Annotated in this window: 21 protein-coding genes; 7 read left to right on the top strand and 14 right to left on the bottom strand. The window is 71.5% G+C overall.

Annotation, left to right across the window (positions count from 1 at the left end; genetic code table 11):
- Window positions 1-40: 40 nt before the first annotated feature.
- Window positions 41-514 (top strand): hypothetical protein, encoded by a 474-nt coding sequence (locus ABT057_RS15270; protein ID WP_352343384.1) that lies wholly within the window; start codon window positions 41-43, stop codon window positions 512-514.
- A 78-nt stretch (window positions 515-592) separates the two neighbouring features.
- A complete protein-coding gene (locus ABT057_RS15265; protein WP_352343382.1) occupies window positions 593-2,050 on the top strand; it encodes a UvrD-helicase domain-containing protein in 1,458 nt (485 codons plus the stop codon).
- Window positions 2,051-2,353: 303 nt separating this feature from the next.
- On the opposite strand, the gene ABT057_RS15260 is transcribed toward ABT057_RS15265, so the two are convergent.
- Entirely contained in the window at window positions 2,354-5,017 is a 2,664-nt protein-coding gene (locus ABT057_RS15260) for a YfhO family protein (protein WP_352343381.1), read from the bottom strand.
- A 153-nt stretch (window positions 5,018-5,170) separates the two neighbouring features.
- Window positions 5,171-7,663, bottom strand: a complete 2,493-nt coding sequence (locus tag ABT057_RS15255; RefSeq protein WP_352343379.1) for an alpha-L-arabinofuranosidase family protein — start codon at window positions 7,661-7,663, stop codon at window positions 5,171-5,173.
- Between the two features lie 146 nt (window positions 7,664-7,809).
- On the opposite strand from ABT057_RS15255, the gene ABT057_RS15250 reads away from it, so the two are divergent.
- Window positions 7,810-8,253, top strand: coding sequence for a DUF6314 family protein (locus tag ABT057_RS15250; RefSeq protein ID WP_352343377.1), 444 nt, complete (start codon window positions 7,810-7,812; stop codon window positions 8,251-8,253).
- Here ABT057_RS15250 and ABT057_RS15245 read toward each other — a convergent pair.
- Together ABT057_RS15245 and ABT057_RS15240 are read right to left on the bottom strand one after the other, a co-directional pair.
- Complete coding sequence (locus tag ABT057_RS15245; protein WP_352343376.1) at window positions 8,235-8,828, bottom strand: histidine phosphatase family protein; 594 nt, start codon at window positions 8,826-8,828, stop codon at window positions 8,235-8,237. The two genes, ABT057_RS15250 and ABT057_RS15245, sit on opposite strands and share 19 nt — an antisense overlap.
- 75 nt (window positions 8,829-8,903) lie before the next feature.
- Entirely contained in the window at window positions 8,904-10,388 is a 1,485-nt protein-coding gene (locus ABT057_RS15240; protein ID WP_352343375.1) for an aminotransferase-like domain-containing protein, read from the bottom strand.
- Between ABT057_RS15240 and ABT057_RS15235 the strand changes: the two genes are divergently transcribed.
- Window positions 10,387-11,301 carry a DMT family transporter gene (locus ABT057_RS15235; protein WP_352343373.1) on the top strand — a complete coding sequence of 305 codons (915 nt, stop codon included), beginning with the start codon at window positions 10,387-10,389 and terminating at the stop codon, window positions 11,299-11,301. The genes ABT057_RS15240 and ABT057_RS15235 overlap by 2 nt on opposite strands.
- A 44-nt stretch (window positions 11,302-11,345) precedes the next feature.
- Entirely contained in the window at window positions 11,346-11,546 is a 201-nt protein-coding gene (locus ABT057_RS15230; protein WP_352343371.1) for a DUF1918 domain-containing protein, read from the top strand.
- A gap of 1 nt (window position 11,547) precedes the next feature.
- On the opposite strand, the gene ABT057_RS15225 is transcribed toward ABT057_RS15230, so the two are convergent.
- Window positions 11,548-12,792, bottom strand: a complete 1,245-nt coding sequence (locus tag ABT057_RS15225) for a glycoside hydrolase family 10-like protein (protein ID WP_352343370.1) — start codon at window positions 12,790-12,792, stop codon at window positions 11,548-11,550.
- A 152-nt stretch (window positions 12,793-12,944) separates the two neighbouring features.
- On the opposite strand from ABT057_RS15225, the gene ABT057_RS15220 reads away from it, so the two are divergent.
- Window positions 12,945-13,805: a 3-hydroxybutyryl-CoA dehydrogenase gene (locus tag ABT057_RS15220; protein ID WP_352343368.1), complete on the top strand. Its 861-nt coding sequence runs from the start codon at window positions 12,945-12,947 to the stop codon at window positions 13,803-13,805.
- A gap of 183 nt (window positions 13,806-13,988) precedes the next feature.
- Window positions 13,989-14,246, top strand: a complete 258-nt coding sequence (locus ABT057_RS15215; protein ID WP_352343366.1) for a hypothetical protein — start codon at window positions 13,989-13,991, stop codon at window positions 14,244-14,246.
- Window positions 14,247-14,253: 7 nt separating this feature from the next.
- Here ABT057_RS15215 and ABT057_RS15210 read toward each other — a convergent pair whose 3' ends face one another.
- The 9 genes from ABT057_RS15210 to infC form a co-directional block, all read right to left on the bottom strand.
- Window positions 14,254-14,790 (bottom strand): NUDIX hydrolase, encoded by a 537-nt coding sequence (locus ABT057_RS15210; RefSeq protein WP_352343364.1) that lies wholly within the window; start codon window positions 14,788-14,790, stop codon window positions 14,254-14,256.
- Window positions 14,791-14,878: 88 nt separating this feature from the next.
- Complete coding sequence (locus tag ABT057_RS15205; RefSeq protein WP_352343363.1) at window positions 14,879-16,219, bottom strand: NsdA family TPR-like regulatory protein; 1,341 nt, start codon at window positions 16,217-16,219, stop codon at window positions 14,879-14,881.
- A 276-nt stretch (window positions 16,220-16,495) separates the two neighbouring features.
- Window positions 16,496-19,009: a phenylalanine--tRNA ligase subunit beta gene (gene pheT / locus ABT057_RS15200; RefSeq protein ID WP_352343361.1), complete on the bottom strand. Its 2,514-nt coding sequence runs from the start codon at window positions 19,007-19,009 to the stop codon at window positions 16,496-16,498.
- Complete coding sequence (gene pheS / locus ABT057_RS15195) at window positions 19,009-20,130, bottom strand: phenylalanine--tRNA ligase subunit alpha (RefSeq protein ID WP_352343359.1); 1,122 nt, start codon at window positions 20,128-20,130, stop codon at window positions 19,009-19,011. Before pheS ends, pheT begins: the two co-directional genes overlap by 1 nt.
- Before the next feature lie 145 nt (window positions 20,131-20,275).
- Window positions 20,276-21,391, bottom strand: coding sequence for a sensor histidine kinase (locus ABT057_RS15190; RefSeq protein ID WP_352343358.1), 1,116 nt, complete (start codon window positions 21,389-21,391; stop codon window positions 20,276-20,278).
- A 55-nt stretch (window positions 21,392-21,446) separates the two neighbouring features.
- Complete coding sequence (locus ABT057_RS15185) at window positions 21,447-22,295, bottom strand: TrmH family RNA methyltransferase (protein ID WP_352343357.1); 849 nt, start codon at window positions 22,293-22,295, stop codon at window positions 21,447-21,449.
- A 99-nt stretch (window positions 22,296-22,394) separates the two neighbouring features.
- Window positions 22,395-22,778, bottom strand: coding sequence for a 50S ribosomal protein L20 (gene rplT / locus ABT057_RS15180; protein WP_006141703.1), 384 nt, complete (start codon window positions 22,776-22,778; stop codon window positions 22,395-22,397).
- 101 nt (window positions 22,779-22,879) lie between these two features.
- A complete protein-coding gene (gene rpmI / locus ABT057_RS15175) occupies window positions 22,880-23,074 on the bottom strand; it encodes a 50S ribosomal protein L35 (RefSeq protein WP_003977225.1) in 195 nt (64 codons plus the stop codon).
- A gap of 114 nt (window positions 23,075-23,188) precedes the next feature.
- On the bottom strand, window positions 23,189-23,902 hold the full coding sequence (gene infC / locus ABT057_RS15170; RefSeq protein ID WP_352343355.1) for a translation initiation factor IF-3: 714 nt from the start codon (window positions 23,900-23,902) through the stop codon (window positions 23,189-23,191).
- Between the last annotated feature and the right edge of the window lie 195 nt (window positions 23,903-24,097).

Here is a 24,097-nt window from a genome sequence, read left to right as displayed (position 1 = left end):
GGCGCCGCCCGGGTGGCCACGCACCTGGGCGGGTCTGGTCGTGACGCATCAGTACGCCGTCGAGATCGTCCTGACGCGACCCGCCACCGTTCGGGAACTTCACCAGGCCCGCCACCGGGTGACGTTCGCCGCGAACGCAGACCGCACCCGGCCGATGACGGTGCAGCGCGGCAAGAGCCCGGGCCGCGCCCTGCACCGCCTGCGCCGCCGCCTGGACACGGTCCTGCCGATCGACGTGCTGACCACGCACTATCCCGACCGCCAGGGCCATGTCCTGCTCAATGTCGCCTTCAGCCGCCGCGCCGACGCGCAGATCCGCGAGGAGGCGGCCGCGCTTGGCCAGCGCGCCGGGGACGTCCTGGCCGAACGAATCACGGCCTATCTCGCGCACGAGCAACGCCAGCGGCGCCACCGCCTCGCATCGCAGATACAGCGCCTGCTCACCCACCACTCCCCGGAAGAAGTTCTGGCCTGCGCCGCAGGCCGCCTTCTGCAGGTACGTCTGCCACGCTGAGCCCGCCGTCGCCTCCCCGGCCGGACGCAGCCACCCGCTGCGCCCCGTTCCGGCCGTTCCCATCCCACGGAGCCCACGTTGCCCACCCCCACCCACGAACAGGTTCACGCGGCGGACACTTTCCGCGCCGGACGGCACCTCGCACTGCAGGCCGGAGCCGGAACCGGGAAGACCAGCACCCTGTGCATGCTCGCCGCCGGCACCAAACGCCGGGGACGCTACCTGGCCTTCAACAAGGACATCGCGCAGGACGCCGCAGCCCGCTTCCCGTCCACGGTGCAGTGCCGGACCGCCCACGCCTTCGCCGCACTCGGACACCGCTATGCCGACCGACTCAACAGCCCCCGCCAGCCGGCCTGGAAGACCGGACAGTCCCTCGGCATCCTCCGCCCCGTACGGATCGCCGACCACGAGATCAGCCAGAGAACCCTGTCCCACAACGTGCTGCGCACCGTCACCCGCTTCTGCCACTCCGCCGACAGCGCACTGGCCCAACACCACGTGCCGCGCCTACGCGGCCTCGACGCCCCCGCCGCCCATCGGCAGTTCGCCGAACTCGTGCTCCCCTTCGCCGCCAAGGCATGGGCGGACCTGCAGCGGCCCGACCACGGCATCGTCCGCTTCGAACACGACCACTACCTCAAGATGTGGGCGCTGACCAGGCCGAAGATCGAGGCCGACTTCCTCCTCCTCGACGAGGCCCAGGACACCAACCCGGTGCTGGAGCAGGTGTTCACCGCACAGCGCGACCACGCCCAGCTCGTCATGGTCGGCGACTCCGCCCAAGCCATCTACGGCTGGCGGGGCGCAACCGACGTGATGACCGGCTTCGACGCCGAACAGCTGACCCTCACCCGCTCGTTCCGCTTCGGGCCACAGATCGCCAACGAGGCCAACCGGTGGCTCGCGCTCGCCGACGCCCCTATCCGACTGACGGGCACCACCAGCGTTCCCGCAGAGGTCAGCAGCGTCGACCACCCCGACGCCGTGCTGTGCCGCACCAACATCGGCGCCATGACAGAGGTCATGCGTCTGCTCGGCGAAGGACACCGCGTAGCCCTCACCCGGGGAGGCCGGCAACTGGCCCAACTTGCCTCTGCCGCACGCGACTTGAAGGGAAGGCGCCGCACTCATCACCCCGAGCTGGTGCTGTTCGCGTCCTGGGGCGACCTGCAGGACTACGCCGCCTACGATCCGGCCGGCTGCGACCTGCAGCCCTTCGTCGACCTCATCGACACCCACGGTCCCGACACCATCCTCGCTGCCGTGTCCGACCTCACCGAGGAAGCACACGCCGACGTCACCGTCTCCACCGCCCACAAAGCCAAAGGCCGCGAATGGCCGACCGTCAGGATCGGCAACGACTTCCCCCAGCCGAAGGACCCCAACTCCGGCACGAGCGCGGCCGACCAGGCCCCGGAAGTAAGCGGCACGGACGCCCGCCTCGCCTACGTCGCCGTCACCCGTGCCCGCCACCAACTCGACCTCGGCGGCCTGGCATGGAACGCCACCCCTCAGGAGAACGAGAGTGGTTGACGCCGCAGACATCGAGGGGCAGCCAGTTCCCCAGCCCGTCCACGACCAGGGCGGCCGAGTGGTGGCCTAGCCAGTCGACTCGGTCATCTCGCAAGCCTTGTGCAGCACACTCAACCTCTCGCTGGTGTCGTCGCAGGTAGAGCTACCTCCAGTTACAGAGAGTCAACGACGGCGACCATGATTTGCCAACTAGGGTTCTCATGATTTGCCAACAAGGATTCTCCACCCGCTCCCGACCTGCGCATCCCAGTCCATGATTCGCCAACTAGAGTTCTCGGTCACAGAAGGATCCATGCCCAGAACTTAGGGTGACCTTACTTCACGGTCGCGCGCAACGCGCCGCCGCCAGGCCAGGGCGCAGACCCCGAGCAGGATCACCAGCGACCCGCTCCCGACCACCGTGCCGAGCCGCAGACCGGGCGGGTGGAAGGTGCAGGTGACGCTGGTCGAGGAGCCGTCGAGGGGCACCGCGATCAGCCCGTGGTACTCGGCGGCGGGCACGGGGTCGGCGTCACCCGCGGCGCAGCGCCAGCCGGCGATCCGCGGGGCCGCGAGGACGGCCGTTCCCTTGCTGCCGGCGGGGAGCTCGGCGCGGACGGTCCCGTCGTCCACGCTCACTTCGGTGGCGCCGGTGGCCTCGAGCCGCGCGGTGGCGGCGCTCAGTTTCCCGGTGTCCAGACAGCCGACCGCCCGGTCCGGGACGGTGCCGTCCGCGTTCGGCGACAGCTCGATCCGCAGGCGCCCGGAGGCCGGGACCAGTCCGAGCCGCTGCATGGCGGCGATCTTGGTGAGGGGGTGGTGATCGGCCCGGAACCGCCCGGTCAGGCCCTCGGCGGAGGCGCCGGCGAGCCGTGCGGTGCCCGAGAAGTGCGGCGCCCACAGATACACCTCGCTGCCCGCGGGGCACGAGGCCGTGATCGTCGGGCGGTCGGGGGCGTCGACCCGCAGGCCGGGCCGGTCGTCCCGGCTGCGGTGCGGGACGTCGCCGGCGGCGGTGCGCACGGTGAGCCGGGGCACGGTGTAGACACGGCTGCCCAGCAGCAGTTCCTGGTTGCGGTACGGGGACGGGCCGAAGGAAGCGGCCCCCGCGGAGGGCCGCACGGTCACCAGGGGCGGTACGTCCGCGCGGGACACGGTCACTCCGGTGCCGTCCTGCGGGAACCAGTTCTGGTGCGGGTCCGGCGGGGAGTGCACCCGGGCGCCGACGGAGAAGATCACGTCCGTGACGGCGTTGTCCAGGCTCTGCAGGCTGCGGCCACCCGAGGTCCAGCCGGCGCCGAGGGCGGTGAGCGTGCGGTAGAGCACGTCGGAGGTGTGGCTGCTGTAGTACTGGGCGCCCTGGCCGCCCACCATGAGCGGATCGTTGCCCACGGTCTGCTCTCGGCCCGGGTCGGTGCGGTAGCGGGGCCAGCCGTCGGCCCGCGCCGCCGCCTCCGCCTGCTGGTCCCGCCGCTCCCCCCAGGGCGCGTAGTCGTCCATGTGGCCGAACCGCATCCGGGTGGCCACGGCGGAGGTGGCGGTGGCCTCGCCGAGCTGGGTGCCGAGGAGGAGGGCCACCGCGAGCAGGGCTGCCGGTGTGCGGCGGCGTGCCCCGGGGGCGCGGGCGAGCAGGGCCAGCCCGCCCAGCGCGCCGGCGGCGGCCGCCAGGAGTACCGGCCAGGCGAAGGAACGGACCAGGTCGCTGCCGCTCGCGACCAGGACGATCAGCGCGTACAGCGCGGCCGCCGCGCTCAGCGCACGCCGGTCGGGAGGGCCGTAGGACAGGGTGTGCCAGGCCGCGATCACCAGCAGGGCGCACAGGACGAAGGCCTCGCGGTAGGAGCTGCCCTGCGGCGGGGTAAGGGCGTGCCACAGCAGCTGGGTGGGCCCCCACTGCATCGACAGGGTCACCGCGGCCACCAGCAGGGGCCAGCCGGCCCGCACCCGGCGGGGGGCCGCCCGGTGGAAGGGCAGGGCGAGGGCCAGCAGCAGTGCGGTGGTGCCCACGTAGACGGCGGGCGAGCCGAAGCTGTAGGTCGTCGGCAGCAGGCGGGCCAGCAGGTCCTCGGTCGGCACCGGGGTGAAGTGCTTGAACCGGCCCGGGGAGGCGTGCGCGGTCCCGAAGTACACCACCGCCACCACCGGTGCGGCCAGCCCCATGCCGAGGGCGACGGTCGCACCGGCCCGGCCGGCCACCGCGAGGGCCCGGCGGCGTGGGAGGCCGGAGAGCCACAGCCGTAACAGCAGGACGAGTCCGGCGGCGAGGGTGGCCATGTACGCCGTGTAGAAGTTGGCGATCCAGGCCGCCGCCACGACCGCCACACCGAGGAGGGGCCGCCGTCCGTGCAGGGTCCATTCGCCGGCCAGGCACAGCAGCGGCAGGGCTATGAGCCCGTCGAGCCACATCAGGTTGTACGAGGCGCTCGCCACGGTCCAGCCGCACAGGGCGTACGACGCCCCCAGCAGCCCCGCCGCCCACCAGCGGCCGGGCCGCAGCCGAGGCAGCAGCCAGGCCATGGCGGCGCCGGCGCAGGCGATCTTCAGCACGGTGATCACATAGACCGCGAGGTCGATCTCGTCCCGCGGGAACACCGCCACGAGCAGGGCGAACGGGCTGGTGAGGTAGGTGCCGAGGTCGGGCAGGAAGCTCGCGCCGAACCCGGACTGCCAGTTGACGAGCAGCCCGCCGTCGGCTCTGCCGTGCAGCAGGTCCCAGAGGTGGGCGTGGAACGGCAGGTACTGGTTGCCCAGGTCGTTGACGCTGCGGGTGCGGGGGCCGAAGGGGTAGCTGCGGGCGATGGCGTCGGCGGCGCAGAGCACGGTGACGCAGATCAGGGCCGCGAGCAGGGCGGCCCGGCCCGGGCCGGTCGGGCGGGGCGGCCGGAGCCGGGCGAGGCGGCGGGGGGCCTGGCCCGACGGCGCCTTCCCTGCCAACGGTGCCGGAGCCTTCTCCGGCCGGACGTCTTTGTGCAGGGTCGAGCGATTCATGTCGGACAGGCCCCCCTGAGAATCGGCACGGGCCGGTGTTCCCCCGGGGTGGTCACCCCCGCACCGGCATGATCCGCCGACTTAGACGGCGGGCCTCACCGGTTGGTTGGGTGCTCCCGGGGGAACAGGAGGTGTCCCGCGGATGAACCGGGCCTACCGCTGTCCGATCCGCAGAAAGGTGACCGAGTTCGCCGGGAAGGTGTACGTGAACGTGTCGGAGACTCCGCTGAAGGTGGAGGTCACCGGGGCCACCGGGGTCTCCGTCTCCGTGTTGACCGCGTTCGGGTCGGCGGTGAGCGTGGTCACCTTCGCCCGGGGCGCGACCTCGGTGCCGCCGAGGTCGATCGCCGTACGGGCGTCGGCGGACTGGGCGTTGACGACCTTGACGATCAGGTCGCCGGTCTTCCTGTCCTCGGTGACGACCTGGCGGAACGGCTCGGCCGGCTTGTCGTCGGTGAAGCTCCCCCATTCCTGGCCGTCGAGGTAGAGGGTGACCTGTCGGCCCCGCACCTTGATGTCGATGTCGTAGGCGCGGCCCGTCTCGATGGTGCCGGCCTTGGAGACCAGCGTCGACTTGCCGCCGTCCACGGCCTGTTCGACGGCGGTGGTGGTGTTGTTCCAGCCGCCGAGGTTCCACCAGTAGTAGTTGCCGGTGTCCTTGACGCCGAAGGCGACGAGGAAGCCCTCCTTGCCGGCCTTCTTGGTGGCCTTCACATGCAGGTCGTAGTCGTGCCAGTCGGCGTCACCGGCCGAGACCATGGTGTTCTCGGCGGCGACGTCGGTCTGCACGTACTGGCCGTCCTGGAGGGTCCAGCTGCCGCCGCCGGTGTGCGTCCACTGCGCGGCGTCGCCGGAGAAGTCGTCGGAGAGCAGCGTGCCGCCGTCCGCGTCCGTCACCTTCACGTCGTCGTACGCCGCCGTGGTCGCCCAGGTGGAGAGACCGACGGCGCCGGTGATCGGGCCCTGCAGGGACGGTGTGCCGGTGGCGGTCGAGGGGACGACCCGGTCGCCGACGTTGGTCATGAACAGCTTCTGGACCTCGTAGTCGGCGGAGTTCCAGGCGGCGTGGTTGTTGAACCACACCATGTCCGGGCTCCACTGGACGTAGTCCTCGTTGGCGAACAGCGGGGCGTAGGAGGCGAGTTTCACGACGTCCGCGTTGCGTTCCAGGCCGGTCATGAAGGCGGCTTCGGCGAGGCCGTTCTTGAAGGCGTTGCCCTGGGACGCGTACTCGCCGAGGAAGACCGCGGGGCCGCCGCGGTCGTAGGAGTCGTAGCGGTCGTTGTTCTGCAGGAACCACTGCGGGCTGTTGTAGTAGTGCTCGTCGACCATGTCGACCTGGGCGTCCCTGTTGAGCTGCCAGGCCGTGTCGAAGGTCGAACCCGAGTCGTCCGGGCCGGAGTTGGAGATGACGGTGATGTCCGGGTACTTCGCCTCGATGGCGGCCCGGAACTCCTTGAAGCGGGCGAGGAACTCGTTCGGGAGGTTCTCCTCGTTGCCGACCTCGATGTGGGTGAGGTGGAAGGGCTCGGGGTGGCCCATCCGGGCGCGCTTCCTGCCCCAGGTGGACGTCACCGGCCCGTTGGCGAACTCGATGAGGTCGAGGGTGTCCTGCACATGCCGCTCGAGCAGGGCGTCGTCGACGACCGCCTTGTTCTGGCCGCAGCCGGTCACCAGGGCCGGCACGACGGGCAGCGGCATCGCGCCGACGTCCTCGGCGAAGCGGAAGTACTCGTAGTAGCCGAGTCCGTAACTCTGGTTGTAGCCCCAGAAGTTGGCGTTGGTGGCCCGCTCCTCGACCGGTCCGACGGTGTCCTTCCACTGGTAGGAGCGGGCACGCTGATAACCGGAGGCCGCGCTGTAGTCCTGCATGGAGCCGGTGTTGACCAGACAGCCGCCGGGGAAGCGGACGAAGCCCGGGTGCAGGGCCGCGATCTTCTCGGCGAGGTCCTTGCGCAGACCGTTGGGCTCGTGCCGGTAGGTGTCGCGGGGGAACAGGGACACCATGTCGAGCGCGGTCGCGGCCGAGGAGGCCACGGTGAGCCGGCCCTCGCTGCTGGTGCGGCCGGCGGTGAAGGCCGCCTTGTACCGCGCCCAGCCGCCGCTGCGCACGGCGACGCGGCGGGCGGTGGCGAGCGTGCCGTCGGCGTCCTGCAGCGAGACCGTCAGGGTGGTGCCGCTCTCGGCGCGGGCCCACACCGAGAAGTCGTACTTCTTGCCCTGCTCGACCCGGACGCCGGTGTTGTAGCCCGCGTTGGTGACGGACGAACCGGCGCCCAGGGAGAGGTAGTTGCGGTTGCGGTCGCCCAGACGGCCCGCGTCGTCCACGACGTTCGCCGTTCCGGAGACCGTCCAGGAGGTCAGCGGGGTGTACGCCTTGTTGTCCACGGCGGAGTACTCGAAGGACCGGTTCTGGACGAGCTCGGCGTACAGACCGCCGTCGGCCGCCCGGTTGATGTCCTCGAAGAAGACGCCGTACATCGTGTCGTCGATCTTCGCGCCCTTCGCGGTGGGGTCGACGGTGATGGCGTAGTCCGTGACGTCGGCGGTGCCGGCGGCCTGAGCGGGGGCGGGGACCAGACCTGCGGCCAGCAGGAAGGTGCTCGCCCCGAGACCGAGTCTCAGTCGGGTGGTGCTGCGTGACATGGATGCTCCGCGGCTCTCTGTTCAGGAACGGGTCAGGAACGTTCGAGATGTCGGACCTTGATCAGCACTTCGAACGGCAAGATAGGGAGGGGGCCGGGGGGCGTCAATGGGTCTCGCGGCAACGGAAGTTTCGGGAGTGAACGCCGATGGACGAGTACTGGCCGGTCTCCGATGTGCTCCTGTACCTGGCCGGGAGCTGGCGGGTGGAGCGGTCGGTGCGGGATCTCACGAGCGGTGACGCGGGCGCGTTCACGGGTGCGACCGATTTCCGGCCGCTCGCCGAGGGCGGGCTGCTGCACCTCGAGTCCGGCACGTTCACCTGGCAGGGCGTGGCACGGCCCGCCGAACGCACCCTGCGCTTCCTGCCGGGTCCGGTGCCCGGCACGGCGGACGTCCGGTTCGCCGACGGCCGCCCCTTCCACGACCTGGACCTGACGACCGGCCGGCACACGGCCGACCATCCCTGCTCGGCCGACCTCTACCGCGGCGAGTTCGCCGTCCGCGACGCGGACCACTGGCGGACCGTGTGGCGGGTGGGCGGCCCGGCCAAGGACCTGCTGCTGACCACGGACTACGCGCGCGTGGGCTGAACCGACGCCCCCTCGAAACGGAGGTTCCAGCGGCCGCCGCGGCCGGTGACGGTCGTCGTCGACAGGGGGCGTACGTCGATGTTCCAGTACGTGGCCGGCGGCGCCTTGAGCGCGTACACCAGGGCGGCGCGGATCACGCTGGGCTCGGCGACCGCGACGATCTTGTCGCCGTCGCCGATCGGCCGGGTGTCGAGCCAGTCGCCCACCCGGGTGATGAAGTCCAGCAGGGACTCGCCGCCGTGCGGGGTCGCCAGGGGGTCGGCCAGCCAGGTGTCCACGGCCTGCGGCTCACGGGCCATCGCCTCGCCGAGGGTGAGGCCCCGCCAGCGGCCCATGTCGCAGTCCCGCAGCGCGAGTTGTACCAGCGGGGCGTACCCGAGGACGTCACCGGTGGCGCGGCTGCGCGGGGTGGGCGAGCAGTAGCGCAGCTCGGCGGCGGCGAGGGGCAGGAGATCGGGGACCACCCGCTGCACCTCCTGCCAGCCCGCCTGATCCAGCGGCCGGTCGTCCTCGAAGCGCTCCGCGAGCAGCGGTGAGCTGCGCGCGGCGGCGACGAACGTGACCCGAAGTGGCATGCGGAGATGGTGAGCCGAGCAACTGCGCAGGTCAAGAGATGCCGGCCGACGGCCGTGGGAATTCTTACCAACGAGTCAGGACCTGCCGGACAAGTCGCCGGAAATCGAGTGGCCGGACCCCGTCGCCGGGAGCGCCTCGTCACAGGCCGCCCGCAGCCGCCGCACCCCTTCCACGATCTCCTCCGGGCCGGCGACGGCCGCGAAGCTCAGGCGGATGTGCGGGGCCGGGGGCTCGGCGCTGAAGTACGGGCGCCCGGGGAGGACGGCGACTCCGGCACGCAGGGCGGCGCCCGTGAGCGCGGTCTCGTCGGCTCCGTCGGGCAGTCGCAGCCACAGGTGGTAGCCGCCGGACGGGACGTGCGGGAGGGCCAGTTCGGGCAGGTGCAGCCGGAGTGCCGAGGTCATGACGTCCCGGCGGGCCCGCAACTCGGCGGCGACGGCCCGAAGATGGCGGGGCCAGGCGGGCGAGCCGACGAGCTCGAGGGCCGCCTCCTGGAGCGGGCGGGGCACGAAGAAGGTGTCGACGACCTGGATGGCGCGCAGCCGTTCCAGCACGGGCCCGCGGGCGGCCAGGGCACAGACCCGGAAGCTGGGCGAGGTCGCCTTGGTGAGCGAGCCGACGTGGACGACGACGCCGTCGGGATCGTCGGAGGCGAGCGGACGCGGCAGCGGTCCGGCGTCCTCGTGCGCGAGCCGCCGTACGAAGTCGTCCTCGACGACGAAGGCACCCGCCTCCCGGGCGATGCGCAGCACCTCGCCGCGGCGGGCGGGGGCGAGGACGGCGCCGGTCGGGTTCTGGAACAGCGGCTGGCAGACGAACACCCGGGCGCCGGTGGCCCGGAACGCGTCGGCGAGCAGCTCCGGCCGCACCCCGTCGGGGTCGACCGGGACCGGTACGGGACGCAGTCCCGCGGAGCGGGCGATCGCGAGCATGCCGGGGTACGTGGGCGACTCGACGAGCACCGGCGCGCCGGGCGGGGCGAGGGCGTGCAGGGCGGTGGTGAGCGCCGCCTGACCGCCCGCGCCGATCAGCACCTCGGCCGCGTTCACGGCTCCGCCGATGGTGCGCGCGAACCACTCCCGCAACTCGGGCAGGCCCTCCATCGGCGGCCGCCCCCAGGCGCCGGGCCGCCGGCCGGCCCGGGCCAGCGCCGCGGACATCGCGCGCTCCGGCTGGAGCGAGGGGTGCAGATAGCCGCCGTTGAACTCGATCACCCCGGGAGGCGGGGCGGCCAGCGAGACGGTGACTCCGGAGGCGTCCACCGAGCGCGGGACGAGATCGGCGGCGCCGTCCGCGCTGAGGGCAACCTCCTGCCAGGACGTGTCGCCGGCCGGGGCGGACGCGGCGCGTGGCCGGGCCCGGAAGGCGCCCGCGCCCGGCCGGGTCACCACCAGGCCCTCGGCGGCGAGTTGCGCCAGGGCGCGCGAGACCGTGACCGGGCTCACCCGGAACCGCTCCACGAGAACGCGGCTCGACGGGAGTCTTCCCCCTGGCGAATAGCGGTCCAGCTCTCGTCGCAGCTGACCGGCCAGTTCACCGACACTGCTACTCTCTTGCATGAAGACACAGAGTAGCGCTACTGCGCCGCCCGCGATAGCGGTCACCGCCTCGCGCACCACCGGCCTCGGCACGCTCCAGGCCGCCCTGGGTGTCGTCACCTTTTCCCTCACCTTCCCCGCCACCGTCTGGGGCCTGGAGGGCTTCGGGCCCTGGTCGCTGGTCGCCGTCCGCGGTGTGCTGGCCGCGCTGATCGCGGGCGGCTGTCTGCTGGCCCTGCGTGTGCCGGTGCCCGAGCGGCGGCACCGGGCGGGACTGGCGGTCGTGGCGGCCGGGGTCGTCGTCGGCTTCCCCCTCTTCACCACGCTCGCCCTGCAGACGTCCACCACCTCGCACGCCGCGGTCATCGTGGGCCTCCTGCCGCTGACCACCGCGCTGCTGTCCGCTCTGCGCGTCGGCACCCGCCCCTCGCGCGCCTTCTGGGCGGCGGCGCTGGCAGGTGCCGCCGCGGTGCTGGCGTTCACCGTGCAGCAGAGCGGCTCCACCCTGACCAGCGCCGACCTCTTTCTGTTCGCGGCGCTGCTGGTGTGCGGGGCCGCCTACACCGAGGGCGGCCGGCTGGCCCGGATGATGCCGGGCTGGCAGGTGATCGGCTGGGCGCTGGTGTTCTGCCTGCCGATCGGCGTGCCCGCCGCCGCCCTGGCCCTGGCCCATGAGCCCGTGCGTCTGACCGCGCACAGCGTCGCCGGGCTGCTCTGGACCGCGGCCGGCTCGCAGTTCCTGGGCCTGGTCGTCTGGTACCGCGGCATGGCGGCCATCGGCATTCCCAAGGCCAGCCAGTTGCAGTTGGCGCAGCCCCTGCTCACACTGGTGTGGTCGGTGCTGCTGCTGGGCGAGCACCTCACGCCCGCCGCCCCGCTGACGGCCGCGGCCGTCCTGGTCTGCATCGCCGTCACACAACGGGCACGCGGCTAGACTCGAACACACGGACGCTCCCACGTCGTGAGGAGGCCCCAGAGATGCATGCAACCACGGGCGACCAGTTCGTCCAGCACGGCAGAGTGGTCGGCCAGGCCGACAAGGTCGGCGAGATCGTCGAAGTCATGGGCCCCGAGGGCACTCCCCCGTACCGCGTCCGCTTCGCGGACGGGCACGAGGGCCTGTGCTCCCCCGGCCCGGACACCGAGATCCGGCACCGGACCACCGAGGAACGGCGGTAGGTCAGCGCGGCGGCTTCGCCGGCTTCCCGTAGTGGTCGGCGACCACCCGCCCCATCGCCCCCAGCCGGTTCGCCTGCACGTCCTTCGCCGCGAAGAACACATGCCCGCGCGCCTGCGGGTACTTCTTGGCGAGAGTGAGGTGCCGGGTCAGCTCGTCCTGGTCCGCCCAGGCCGCGGGCTGACCCGAGGTGCCCGCCTTGTACAGGCCCTCGCCCAGGTACAGCCGGGTCCGGCTTCCCTCGGCCACCTCCGCCCACCAGGGCACGAGCTTGGCGTAGTCGGCCGCCGAGTTGCCGATCTCCCAGTACAGCTGGGGGACGACGTAGTCGAGCCAGCCCTCCCGCACCCACTTGCGGCTGTCCGCGTAGATCTCGTCGTACGACTGGAACGCCCGGGTGTCCGAGCCCCGGGAGTCGCTGGAGGCGTTGCGCCACACGCCGAACGGGCTGATGCCGAACTGGGTGCCCGGCCGTACGTCCTTGATCCGGGCGGCCGTCTCCTGCACCAGTCTGTCCACGTTGTCGCGCCGCCAGGCGGCCCGGTTGGCGAAACCGCCGCCGTGGGCGTCGTAGGCGGCGTCGTCGTCGAAGGTCTGGCCCGCCAGCGGGTAGGGGTAGAAGTAGTCGTCGAAGTGCACCGCGTCGACCGGGTACTTCTTCACGGCGTCCAGGATCGCGTCCTGCACGAAGGAACGGACGGCCGGCAGACCGGGGTTGTAGTAGAGCTTCCCGCCGTACGACACCACCCAGTCCGGGTGCCTGCGCGCCGGGTGGGCGGCGACCAGCTTCGAGAGGTCGTCGTGGGTGGCGATCCGGTACGGGTTGAACCAGGCGTGCAGCTCCAGACCGCGGGCGTGGGCCTCGGTGACGGCCGTGCCCAGCGGGTCCCAGCCCGGTGATTCGCCCTGGGTGCCGGTGAGGACCTGCGACCAGGGCTCGTACGGCGACGGCCACAGCGCGTCGGCGGCCGGCCGCACCTGGAGGAGCACGGTGTTGAGCCGGTCGCGGACCGCGAGGTCGAGCCACGTGATCAGCTCGGCCCGCTGCTGTGCCGCCGTCAGGCCCGGCCGCGAGGGCCAGTCGCGGTTGCCGACCGTGGCCAGCCACATGCCCCGCATCTCGGTCGTCGCCCGGGGGTCCCCGTCTCCCGTCCCCGCAGGAGCGGCCGCCGGAGTGGCCGCCGCGCCCGTCGTCGTGAACGCCGACAGCGCCGCCAGCGCGAAGGCCCGCCGGGTCAGTCGCCCCATCGCACCCATCCCCACATCACACCGTGGATCCGCTCGGTCACGGATCGTCTCCGCGCACAGCATGCACCCACCCCGGCGATCGATCATCGATACTTGCTAGTAACGTGCACGATCGGAGCAGGCAGAGTCCCAGTGCGGCGGAAAGGATCGATGTGAACGACATCGAACAGATCGGAGTGGTGGGCTGCGGCCAGATGGGGGCGGGCATCGCCGAGGTCTGTGCCCGCGCCGGACTCGACGTCAAGGTCGCCGAGACCACCGGGGAGGCCCTGGAGATAGGCCGGACCCGGCTGCTGAACTCCCTGGCCAAGGCCGCCGAGCGCGGCAAGATCAGCGAGGAGGAACGGGACGCGACCCTGTCGCGGCTCAGCTTCACCACGGATCTCGGCGAGTTCGCCGACCGCGATCTGGTCATCGAGGCCGTCGTCGAGAACGAGCAGGTCAAGACCGAGATCTTCCAGGTCCTCGACCAGGTGGTGACCCGCCCGGACGCGATCCTGGCCTCCAACACCTCCTCCATCCCGCTGGTGAGGCTGGCGGTCACCACCTCACGGCCCGACCAGGTCGTCGGCATCCACTTCTTCAACCCGGCCCCGGTGCAGAAGCTGGTCGAGCTGATCCCGGCGCTGACCACCTCCGAGGGCACGCTGAGCCGGGCACAGCTGTTCGCCGAGAAGGTGCTCGGCAAGCACGCCATCCGCGCCCAGGACCGCTCCGGTTTCGTGGTCAACGCGCTGCTGATCCCCTATCTGCTCTCCGCGATCCGGATGTTCGAGACGGGCATCGCCAGCCGCGAGGACATCGACAACGGCATGGAGATGGGCTGCGCCCACCCGATGGGCCCGCTGAAGCTGTCCGACCTGATCGGCCTGGACACGGTCGCCTCGGTCGCGCAGTCGATGTACGACGAGTACAAGGAGCCGCTGTACGCCGCTCCCCCGCTGCTGGCGCGCATGGTCGACGCGGGCCGGCTGGGCCGCAAGACGGGCTCGGGCTTCTACACGTACGCCTGACTACCGGCGGTGAACGAGACGGGCCCGGCGCTCCGCGGAGTGCCGGGCCCGTCCGTTTCACACGCCGTGTGCGCGGCGGGCCCGCATATGCCGGGCGCACACGCTCCCCTCCGGCCCACCAGGCGAGTTGACTCATCATGCACATGCAAGGGATGTGAGACGACTACGGAAAGGAGCGGACTCGTGACCGCCGACCCCGAGCATCCCGTGGTTCATGGAGAACTCGCAGAGTTACGTCGCCGGCTGGACGTGGCCTACGCCCGCGTCGAGGGTGGGCTGGCCCTGCTGTCCCATCGCACCGAGGAGACCGCCAAGGAACTGGACGAGCTGAACACCCGGATGATCTCGCTGGAACACGCGCGCTGGCCGCTGCCCTCGCTGGCGGCGCTCACGGCCCTGGGGGCACTGGTCGTCACGGTCTGGCAGGCCCTGGGCCGCTGAGTGTCTCCTACGCTTCGCCGAGCCTGAGGTGGTGCAGCAGCATCAACGCGGCCGCCATGTTGGCGGCCGGGACCTCCCCCCGGGCGACCAGGTCGGGCACGAGCTTGAGGGGAACCCACTCCCGGCGGTCCGACTCGAAGTCGTCCACGGGGTGCCCCACGTACTCGCCGTCGTCCGACCAGTAGATGTGGTGGACGGCGTCGGTGAGACCGTTGGACGGTTCCACGCTCATGAGGTGGTGCAGGGGCCCCGGCCGCCAGCCGGTCTCCTCCTCGAGTTCCCTGGCGGCCGCGTGCTCGATGTCCTCGCCGTCCTCGACGACACCCGCCGCGAGTTCCCAGCCCCAGCTGTCGGTGATGAAGCGGTGTCGCCACAGGAGCAGCACCTCGTTCGCCTCGTTGACCACGGTGGCCACGGCGACCGGCCGCAGCCGTATCAGGAAGTGGTCCAGGTGCCGGCCGTCCGGCAGCTCGACGTCGGCCAGGTTGACGCTGAACCAGCGGTTTTCATACACAGTTTGTTCGTTCTGTTTCGTCCACTGCACGGTTCTGCCACCTTCCGTCGGGTGAGTGGCAATATCGCAGCAGGGACTGTGCCTCGCCGGTGTTCAGGTACCCGCTGACCGCCAAGGTCTACAGCGGGACGCGCAGCGCTCCGTCGATGAGTTCGGCGGCCTCGGCCGTGCCCGCGCAGCCGCTGCGCGCCAGGTGTTCGCGCACCGCCCGGAGCCGGTCGCGCAGCCGCTGGGACTCCATCCCTCTCGCCTGCTCGGCCATCTGCACCGCGGTGACCACCGCGTTGTCGGCGTTGCCCTGACGCAGTTCGATCGTGCTGAGCATGGCGAGCCGGTGCACCCGGCCCCGGTCGTGCGCGGGACTGCCGACGGCCGCATGCGCGTGTTCGGCGGCCGCGGCGATCTCCCCCAGACTGAGCAGCGCCTCCGCCACCTGTACGTTGACCAGCCCCGGCTGGACATAGCCGGTCTCGTCGGGCTCGTGCCCCCGCCGGATGCGTTCGGCGGCCGTCTCCGCCCGCCGGATGCACGACAGGGCACTCGTGCCGTCACCGAGGTGGGCGTACGCCTTGGCCTGCATCGCGTACAGATCGGAGGCGAGGGCGGGGGTGATGTGTTTGCCGGCGGCCCGCAGCGCGGCCTCCGCGAAGGCGACGGCCTGCCGGTGCTCCCGCATGAACAGCGACTGGTTGACGAGCAGCGCGATCACGTACGCCCCGAGTCCCCGGTCCCCGCTGGCCTTCGCCAGCCGCAGGGCCTGGTGGAAGTAACGCTGGGCCAGACCGTGCGCGTCGGAGTCGTACGCGCAGATGCCCGCGACCGCGACCAACCCACCGGTGGCCCGGTGCAGTTGACGCCCCGTCTCGTCGGTGTAGCTGCCGCGCAGCAGGGGCGCGGCCTCGGCGTTCAGGAACCCGACGATCCGGCTGCGGGTCGCCACGCCGCCGGCCTTGCGGTACATCTGCTCGTAGTGCGTACGGGCGGCGCGCAGCATCTCGATGTCGGCGGACGTGACGTGATGCCGGCCGCCGCGGGAGACGTCCACGTCCTCCGGCGGGTTCTCCCACTCCCACACCGGCATCACGGCGGGCGTCCCGGTCACGGCGGGCGCGCCGAGGAGGTGCGGCCGCTGCTGCTCGTCGGAACGCCACAGCGCGGTGGCCCGCTCGACGAAGCCGGAGAGGGAGGTGCCGTGCGGGGTGGACGGCTGGCCCGGCACGCCGAGGCCGATGTCGTCCAGGGTCACCGGCCGGTGCAGACGGCTCGCGAGGACCTCACAGATCAGGTCGGGCACCTGCCCGCGCGGCCGCTGGCCCTTCAACCACCGGGCCACGGCGGTGTGTTCGTACCGCAGCGCGAGTCCACGGGCCCGGCCCGCCTGGTTCACATGGGCGGCGAGGCCCGCGTGCGAGATGCCCGCCTCGTCCAGGATCGCGTCGAGCAGAGTGTTGGGCTGCATTGGGTGCCCCCCGGTGCCTCGGTGCCGCCAGAGTAGTGGGTCCGAATTCACACGGGGTGTGAAGCGAGTGCGCGTATCCGTGATGTGCGCGCGCTGTCGCGGAGAGTTTCCGGCCTGTTGAGTTGAATGCCTCGCAAGAGGCTCGCCGGGCCGTCGGCTCCCCCTCATGAACGACGGTCCGGCGTTCGCGTGGGGCGCGTCCGCGCGGCGGAGCCCGGGAACAGACTCGGACCGGCCCCGAGAGGCCGGTCCGAGTCTGTCACCTGGATGAAGGCATCAGCCCCGCAGGACCGCCCCCGTCCGCTCCCCCGCCAGGGCGACGGCCGCGTCGCGCGCGGCCGACGCCTCGTCGACCGTCAGCGTCCGGTCGCCCGCGCGGAAGCGCAGCGCGTACGCCAGCGACTGCTTCCCGTCGCCGAGCTGCTCGTCGTTCACGTACACGTCGAACAGCCGGATTCCCTCCAGCAGTTCGCCCGCGCCCTCGCGCAGCGCGGCCTCGACCTCGGCGTGCGGGACGAACTTGTCGACGACGAGAGCGACGTCCTGCGTGGCGACGGGGAAGGTGGAGATGCTCGGCGCCTGCGGGGTGTCGTCGCCGACCGCCTCCAGGACGTCGAGGTCCAGCTCCATCGCGGAGGTGCGGGCCGGCAGGCCGAGCGCCTTCAGGACGCGCGGGTGCAGCTCGCCGGCGTGGCCGACGACCGTCTCCGTGCCGTCGGCCACGACCGCGAACTCGGCGCAGCGCCCCGGGTGCCACGGGCCGTACTGGCCCTTGCGGACGATCAGTTCGGCCCCGGCCTCCCGGGCGACCGCGCGTCCGGCCTCGACCGCGTCGGCCCAGTCGGCCGGACGGCCCCTGCCCCACCAGCCGGCCTGCTCGCGGGCGCCCGCGAGGACGGCGGCGACGTGGCGCGGCTGCTCGGGGAGGACCGCGTTCAGCGCGGCGAGCTCCTCGTCGGTGGGCCGGCGGTCGACCGGGAGGTGACCGGCGACCCCGGCCTCCTCACGCGGGTGGAAGACCAGGCCGGTCTCGAACAGCGCGAGGTCGTGGCTGCCCCGGCCGTCGTTGCGCCGCAGCGCGCCGAGCAGGCCCGGCAGCAGCGACGTGCGGAGCGCGGGCTCCTCGTCGTTCAGCGGGTTGGTGAGCTTGACGACCCGGCGGGCCGGGTCGTCCGCGTCCAGTCCGAGCTGGTCGAAGACGCCCTCGCTGATGAACGGGTAGTTCGGCGCCTCGACATAGCCGGCCCCGGCCAGGGCGCGCCCGACGCGGCGGTGCAGGCGCTGGCGGTGGGTGAGGCCGCGGCCCGAGGGGAGCTTGGGCAGCGTGGAGGGCAGGTTCTCGTAGCCCTCCAGGCGGATGACCTCCTCCGCCAGGTCGTTGGCCTCGGCGAGGTCGGGCCGCCAGGACGGCACGGTGACGATCAGCTCGTCCTGCCCGTAGACGTCGCAGCCGATCTCCTGGAGACGGCGGACGACGGTCTCCCGGCCGTAGCCGACGCCCGCGACCTGGTCCGGGTGGTTCGCCGGCACGGTGATGGTGTGCGGGGCGGACGGGGCGAGGATCGTCGTGACGCCCGCGTCGGCGGTACCGCCCGCGAGGAGGACCAGCAGGTCGACCGTGCGCTGGGCGGCGGCCGCGGCGGCGGCCGGGTCGACGCCGCGCTCGAAGCGGCGGGACGCCTCGGAGGACAGCTTGTGCCGGCGGGCCGTGCGCGCGATGGAGACCGCGTCGAAGTGCGCGGCCTCGATGACGACGTCACCGGTGGACTTCTCGGTGTCGTCGTGGTCGGCGATCTCGGTGTCGGCGCCGCCCATGACCCCGGCGAGACCGATGGGGCCGCGGTCGTCGGTGATGACGAGGTCCTCGGAGTGCAGCTTCCGCGTGACGCCGTCGAGGGTGACGATCTGCTCGCCCTCCCCGGCCCGGCGGACGCCGATGGCGCCCTGGACCAGCGAGCGGTCGTAGGCGTGCAGCGGCTGGCCGAGCTCCATCATCACGTAGTTGGTGATGTCGACGGCGAGGGAGATCGGGCGCATGCCGACCTTCTGCAGCCTGCGCTTCAGCCAGATCGGGGAGCGCGCCTCGGGGCTCAGACCGGTGACGGTGCGGGCGGTGAAGCGGTCGCAGCCGAAGGGGTCGGAGACCTGGACCGGGTAGCCGAAGGCGTTGGGGCCCGGTACGTCGATCAGGGCGGGGTCGCGCAGCGGCAGGCCGTAGGCGATGGCGGTCTCGCGGGCGACGCCCCGGATGGACAGGCAGTCGCCGCGGTTGGCGGTGACGGCGATGTCCAGGACCTCGTCGACCAGCTCCAGGAGCTCGATGGCGTCCTTGCCGACCTCGGTCTCGGGCGGCAGCACGATGATGCCCTTGGTGCCGTCGTCGCCCATGCCCAGCTCGTCGCTCGAGCAGATCATGCCGTGCGAGGTCTTGCCGTACGTCTTGCGCGCGGCGATGGCGAAGCCGCCGGGCAGGACGGCGCCCGGGAGGACGACGACGACCTTGTCGCCGACGGCGAAGTTGCGGGCGCCGCAGACGATCTCCTGCGGCTCGCCGGTGCCGTTGGCGGTGGAGACGTCGACGGTGCAGAAGCGGATCGGCTTCTTGAAGCCCTCCAGCTCCTCGATCGTCAGCACCTGGCCCACGACGAGCGGGCCCTTCAGGTCGGCTCCGAGGTGTTCGACGGTCTCGACCTCGAGACCCGCCGACACGAGCTTGGCCTGCACGTCACGGCCGGTCTCGGTGGCCGGCAGGTCGACGTACTCCCGCAGCCAGGAAAGCGGGACCCGCATCAGATCTCCATCCCGAACGGCCGGGTGAACCGGACGTCACCCTCGACCATGTCTCGCATGTCCTCGACGTTGTGGCGGAACATCAGCATCCGCTCGATGCCGAACCCGAAGGCGAACCCGCTGTACTTCTCCGGGTCGACACCGCAGGCGGCCAGCACCTTGGGGTTGACCATGCCGCAGCCGCCCAGCTCGATCCAGCCCTCGCTGGAGCAGGTGCGGCAGGGCCGGTCGGGGTTGCCGACGGACTCGCCGCGGCAGACGTAGCACACCATGTCCATCTCGGCGGACGGCTCGGTGAAGGGGAAGAAGTTCGGCCGCAGCCGGGTCTTCATGCCCTCGCCGAACAGGGACTGGACCATGTGGTCCAGGGTGCCCTTGAGGTCGGCCATGGTCAGGCCCTCGTCGACGGCGAGCAGCTCGACCTGGTGGAAGACCGGGGTGTGCGTGGCGTCCAGCTCGTCGGTGCGGTACACACGGCCGGGGCAGATCACGTACACCGGCAGCTCGCGGTCGAGCAGGGAGCGGATCTGCACCGGCGAGGTGTGGGTGCGCAGGACGACGCCGGACTCGGTGCCGCCTTCGGGGCCCTGCACGAAGAAGGTGTCGGCCTCGCCGCGGGCCGGGTGGTCCGGGCCGATGTTGAGGGCGTCGAAGTTGAACCACTCGGCCTCGACCTGGGGGCCCTCGGCGACCTCGTAGCCCATGGCCACGAAGACGTCCTCGATGCGCTCCGAGAGGGTGGTGAGGGGGTGGCGGGCGCCGGCCGGTACGCGGTCGTACGGCAGGGTGACGTCCACCGCCTCCTCGACCAGCACCCGGGCGTCACGCTCGGCCTCCAGCTCCTCCTGACGGGCGGCGAGGCCCTTGTTCACGGCGCTGCGGGCCTGGCCGACCAGCTTGCCCGCGGCGGCCTTGGCGTGCGGCGGCAGGGCGCCGATCTCGCGGTTGGCGAGGGCCAGCGGGGAGGTGCCCCCGGTGTGGGCGACCTTGGCCTCCTGGAGCGCGTCGAGCGAGTCCGCGGCGGCGAAGGCGGCGAGCGCCTCGTCCCGCAGCGATTCGATCTCTTCCGGTTTCAACGCCTCGACCTCGACAGGGTCGTACGACTTATTCGGTGCCGACATCTCTTCCCGTGCTTCCGATTGGCTGGCTGAAGGTCCCCGTGACCGGCTCGTGGGTCTGATGTGTGTGGGACACAAAGGTGCCAAAGGCCGAGTCTAACGGGGTGAGGGAGTGCGAACGCGCCCGCGGGCGGCTCAGGCGTATCTCTCAGGAGAGATAGGCCGGGGCGCCGACGGGCAACGTAAATCGAAACTCGGCGCCGCCGCCGGGGGCGCGGCCGACCGTGATGGTGCCGCCGTGGGCTTCGACGATGCCCTTCACGATGTACAGCCCGAGGCCGGTGCCACCGCGCTTGCTGCCCCGCCAGAAGCGGGTGAAGACGCGGTTCATGGACTCCTCCGGGATGCCGGCGCCCTCGTCGCTCACGGTGACCGACGTGCCGATGTCCTCCCCCTCCCGGGGGGACGCGGCGGGCGTGACGTCAATCGTGACGGTTCCCTCGCCGTGGCGCACCGCATTTTCGATGAGGTTGCTGAGGACCTGGTCGACCTTGTCGGGGTCGGCCCACAGCGCGGGCAGCGGCTGCTCGATGCGCAGCAGGAACCGGTCGGCGGGCTGCCCGGCGGCGACGTAGGCCTGGATGTGCCGTCCGACGGCGGCGCCTATGTCGACCGGCTGCCGCCGCACCTCCAGCCTGCCGCTGTCTATCCGCGAGATGTCCAGCAGTTCGGCGATGAGGCGGGTGACGCGGTCGGCGTCGGCGTCGACGGTCTCCAGCATCAGCCGCTTCTGGTCGTCGGTGAAGCGGGACCACTTGGCGAGCAGGGTGGCGGTGAAGCCCTTGACGGAGGTGAGCGGGGAGCGCAGTTCGTGGGCGACGGTGGCGATCAGCTCGGCGTGGCTGCGCTCGGTGCGGCGGCGGGCCTCGGTGTCGCGCAGGGAGACGACGACACGGCGGACCGGCCCGGTGGGTTCGCCGCGCACGTAGCGCACGGTGACCAGCACTTCCCGCCCGCCGGGCAGCAGCAGGTTGCGCTCGGGCTGCCCGACGCGGATGGCGAGGCCGCCGTAGGGGTCGGTGAGCTGCCACCAGCGGCGGCCTTCGAGGTCCTCCAACGGAAGGGCCGCCTCGAGCCGCTGTCCGAGGGCGTCCTCGGCCGCCATCGCCGTGATGCGGGCGGCGGCCGCGTTGAAGCAGATCACCTGGCCGTGTTCGTCGGCGACGACGAGCCCGTCGGGCAGGTCGTCGGGGTCGATGCCGAGTTCGGCGAGGTCACCGGCGGGACGGGCCGCTCCCGGTGCGCTGCTCGTGCCGACACTCATCCCCGTACCTCACCTCCCGTCCTCCCGGAAGAGGCGCCCCGAGCACGTCACCCTACTAGCTCTCGGTGACGGAGCGGCACCCTCCGGAGGCGCGCTGTGCACGGGCCGATGCGTAGAGACATACGGCCGCGGCGGTCGCGAGGTTCAGGCTCTCGGCCTTCCCGTGGATCGGGACGCGCACGACGGCGTCCGCGAGCGCGCGGGTCTCCTCCGGAAGCCCCCAGGCCTCGTTGCCGAACACCCACGCGGTGGGCCCGCCCATGGTCCCCTTGTCGAGTTCGTCGTCCAGGTCGTCCTCGCCCGCCCCGTCGGCGGCGAGGATCCGCACACCGGCCTCCTTGAGCCCGGCCACGGCCCGCTCGACGGGCACGCCGACGGCGACGGGCAGATGGAACAGCGACCCGACGGAGGCGCGCACGGCCTTGGGGTTGTAGAGATCGACGGACGCGTCGGTCAGGACGACGGCCTCGGCGCCGGCGGCGTCGGCGCACCGCAGGACGGTCCCGGCGTTCCCGGGATCCCGCACGTGCGCCAGGACGGCGACCAGTCCGGGCCGGGCGGCGAGGATCTCCTCGAAGGGCGTGTCGACGAACCGGCAGATCCCGACGAGCCCCTGTGGGGTCACCGTCGTCGAGATGTCCGCGATGACCTGCTCGTCGGCGAGGTGGACGCGGGCACCGACGTCCCGTGCCTCCCCGATGATGTCCGCGTACCGCTCGGCCGCCTCCACGGTGGCGAACAGCTCCACGAGCGTGTCCCCGCCGTGCCCGGCCGCCTCCCGCACGGCCTGCGGCCCCTCCGCGAGAAACAGCCGCTCCTTCCCCCGGAAGTTCCGCCGCGCGAGCCGCCGGGCGGCGGAGACTCGGGGGGAGCGGGGGGAGATGAGGTCGGGGGTGGCGGGCATGTGCGGTTCACCTTCAGCGGTAAGTGCGGACACGGCAGGACCCGCAGGCTTCCGGAGCCTGCGGGTCCTCAGTCACGTCGGCCTGACGCCGGCGCGGCGTCACGCAGCCTTGGGGGCGTTCACGTCCGACGGCAGCGCCTTCTGGGCCACCTCGACGAGCGCGGCGAACGCGTTCGCGTCGTTCACGGCCAGCTCGGCCAGGATCTTGCGGTCGACCTCGACGTTCGCGGCCTTCAGACCCTGGATGAAGCGGTTGTAGGTGATGCCGTTGGCGCGGGCAGCGGCGTTGATGCGCTGGATCCACAGCTGACGGAAGTCGCCCTTGCGCTTCTTGCGGTCGTTGTAGTTGTAGACCAGCGAGTGGGTGACCTGCTCCTTGGCCTTGCGGTACAGGCGCGAACGCTGACCGCGGTAGCCGGAGGCCTGCTCGAGGATCGCCCGGCGCTTCTTGTGGGCGTTGACTGCCCGCTTGACGCGTGCCACTTGTTAACTCCTTGTAGCGGGGCCGTGGTTGGACTCACACGGCCCGGAATCGATTGGGTCCCGGTCCTGACGTACGGCGCTCAGTGGAAGGCGCCGGAGCGTCACTTGCCGAGAAGCTTCTTGATCTTCGCGGCGTCGCCCGGGGCCATCTCGGCGTTGCCGGTGAGGCGACGCGTCACGCGGGACGACTTGTGCTCAAGCAGGTGGCGCTTGCCGGCGCGCTCACGGAGCACCTTGCCGGAGCCGGTGATCTTGAAGCGCTTGCTGGCACCGCTGTGCGACTTGTTCTTCGGCATAGCGCCGTTCTCTCCTCGTCGGTGGCGCTCCGGTGCCCGGTCGTGAAACCGGGCACGGGGTGGAGCGTCGCTCTAGTGTCGGTTACGTCAGTGGGGACTCGCGTCCCCCCTGGATCACGCCTCGGCTGAAGCCTCGGCCGGTGCCTCGGCGTCTTCCGCCTCGGCGTTCACGGCGTCGGCGTCCGCGGCGTTCTGCGAGCGGCCGGGGTTGGCCTTCGCCTCGGCCTTGCGGGCCTCCTGCGCCTGACGGGCCTCGGCCATGGCCTCGGTCTTCTTCTTGTGCGGACCGAGGACCATGATCATGTTGCGGCCGTCCTGCTTCGGGTTCGACTCGACGAACCCGAGATCCTGGACGTCCTCCGCGAGACGCTGCAGCAGTCGGTATCCCAGTTCGGGACGGGACTGCTCACGACCGCGGAACATGATCGTGATCTTGACCTTGTCGCCCTGCTTGAGGAACCGGACGACGTGACCCTTCTTGGTGTCATAGTCGTGCGGGTCGATCTTCGGCCGGAGCTTCATCTCCTTGATGACCGTGTGCGCCTGGTTCTTGCGCGCCTCACGGGCCTTCATGGCCGACTCGTACTTGAATTTCCCGTAGTCCATGAGCTTGCAGACCGGCGGGCGGGCGTTCGCCGCGACCTCGACCAGGTCCAGGTCGTACTCCTGCGCAAGCTCCAGTGCCTTGGCCAGGGGGACGATGCCCACCTGCTCGCCACTGGGACCGACAAGTCGCACCTCGGGAACGCGAATCCGGTCGTTGATGCGGGGCTCGGCGCTGATGGATCCTCCTATGTAGCACCACGCGGCAGCCTGGCGGACGGCCACGTAACGTCTGTGTCGTTAGACCTATAACCACGCCGAAGCACAAAAAATGCCCCGAACGATCACATGCGGGGCTCCAAGCACTACCGGAGCACCGTCGCGAGGGATCGCGGGGCGCACTACCGGGCGACTCCATCGTCCGTACGGAACGATGGTGGCCGCCTGACCGGGGTGACCCGCCGTCCCTGGGGGACAGTC

It is taken from the genome of Streptomyces sp. NPDC002588 (genome assembly GCF_040295925.1).
Lineage (GTDB): Bacteria > Actinomycetota > Actinomycetes > Streptomycetales > Streptomycetaceae > Streptomyces.
This window is presented reverse-complemented; position numbering and strand designations above follow the sequence as displayed.